The 1986-nt window shown below is 36.4% G+C and carries 2 pseudogenes; both read left to right on the top strand.

Annotated features, from left to right (window positions below):
• Positions 1 to 65: 65 nt before the first annotated feature.
• Positions 66 to 722, top strand: a pseudogene (locus tag QUA74_RS29660) (IS66 family transposase); the annotation flags it as partial.
• A 108-nt stretch (positions 723 to 830) separates the two neighbouring features.
• A pseudogene (locus tag QUA74_RS29655) lies at positions 831 to 1849 on the top strand (IS4 family transposase).
• The last annotated feature ends 137 nt before the right edge of the window (positions 1850 to 1986 follow it).

The raw sequence follows: 1986 nt of genomic DNA, 5'->3' as shown, positions 1-1986 counted from the left end.
TAATAATTAAATGGGGTCGCAAAATCAAAAATAAGGGCAATGCTTGTATCACAGTTTAAATGTGCAACAGCTTAGCACAGTTAGTAGAGCGCCCAATAGAAATAGCGGAGTATCAGCGCCATACTTGTGTGTGTGAGCATTGTGGAAATGTACAAGCATCCGATTGGTCACCCGATCTAGTTCCAGGACAAGATATAGGAGTAAGGCTACAGGCTTTTGTAGGATGGATAAATAACTACGGGCATCTATCCTATGAAAAACAACAAGAGCTTTTGTGGGAACTAGGTCAGATAGAAATCGGGGTGGGAACATTAGTAACCACTAATGAAAGAATAGATGCAGCAGTTAACAAAAGCGTTAGCTCTCTGAAAAATTGGATACAGCAAACACAGCCAAATATTCACTGCGATGAGACACCTTGGGTTGTCAAGAGTGTGAAAGAATGGTTATGGATTTTTGCGAATACAAACTTCGCTTTATTCCATGCTGCGGATACAAGATATCGTGCCGAACTAGAAACCATTCTCGGTTTGAACTAGAGTGGTGTACTTAGCTCGGACGATTATTCAGTTTATAACGGTTATGACGTGAAAGCTCAACAGAAATGTTTAGCCCATCTACGCCGTCACTTTAAAAAACTCATCCAGCTTCCAGGTTTGAACAATCAAAAAATTGGGGGAAAGTTTGTTAAGCGGATTGACGAAGCATTTAAGAATTACAGCTTATTCCAACAGAACCAAAACAGAAGTGTTGAATGATAGGAAAAGATTGCTAAAATTGGCAGAGCAATGTATAATTGTAGACTTATAAATTATTAATAATCAACTAAAATGCTATTTTCTAACTTCCCCAAAATTGTCAAACGGTATCTCGCCCATTTACCCAAAGATGATTATCCTGTTTTAGATAGCTTCACATTTGTCTCCTGCTGGCTAGGGTTCAGTTTTGACCAAAGTCTCGATACTATGCGTTCCCTATTTTCCCGTTTAAACAGTCGAGATATTTCCCTAGATATATCAACTTTTTCAAAGGCTAGTAAGCATAGAGATATTGAGGTTTTTGTAAAAATATTTGAAAGATTGCAAGGGGATCTAAAACGTCAATTAATCAGCAAAGATAGGATGAGTTTATTTCCTTTAGATTAACGATAGTTACGTTAACAAGTAAATTACTATGGCAACAGGAATACCATCAAGTAAAAATATTTGCTGGAACGGACAATAAACGGGAAATAATTGATGGAGTACACATTCATTTTGGTCAAGGTCATGACAGTCTGTATGGAGATGAAACCATAGCAGCCACACCTCAAAATGGAGTTGCTGTAATGGATAGAGGTTTTTCTAGTTCTGAACGTGTTCAAGCATTGATGAAAAAAGAAAATCAATATTTTGTAATACGAATTAAGAATAATTCTACTGTCAATATGAAGGAGGATGGAACTTATGAAGTGTGGAGTGACCCACGAAAAGTTCAAGTAAGATTAGTGACTTTTTCAGATTTAGAAACACGGACTGAATTTAGGTTTGTCACTAATTTACCTGAATCAGGAAAATTAGCATACACTAATGAAGAAATTGGAGAAATTTATCGAAGACGATGGCAGATTGAATTGCTGTGGAAATTCTTAAAAATGCATTTAAAATTAGCTCGTCTAATTACTAAAAATACCAATGGAATTAAGCTACAAATCTATGCCTGTTTGATTTGTTATTTGTTGCTTCAGTTAGTTGAAGTTCCTGATATTATTGGAAATAAACTCTTAGACAAGTTACGATATTTACAGGTTTTTATGTGTGAGAAAATCAGCTATATTCACTGGTTTAAGGAACTTGTTTTTAATTGCTGAAATCAGCAGTTTATAGGATTCGTATGTCTATTTTCAGAATCCTATCAAATAAGCATTCAACCTGGGGGGGTGACAACCCCGTTAGAAGCTAGACAAGGTAAGGCGTTGACCCACTTGTGGTAAAAAAAGATAGGCCC

Origin of the sequence: Microcoleus sp. LAD1_D3 (assembly GCF_036702135.1) — a bacterium.
Classification (GTDB): domain Bacteria; phylum Cyanobacteriota; class Cyanobacteriia; order Cyanobacteriales; family Microcoleaceae; genus Microcoleus.
Note: the sequence above shows the minus strand (reverse complement) of the source record. Positions and strands in the feature narration are given on the sequence as shown.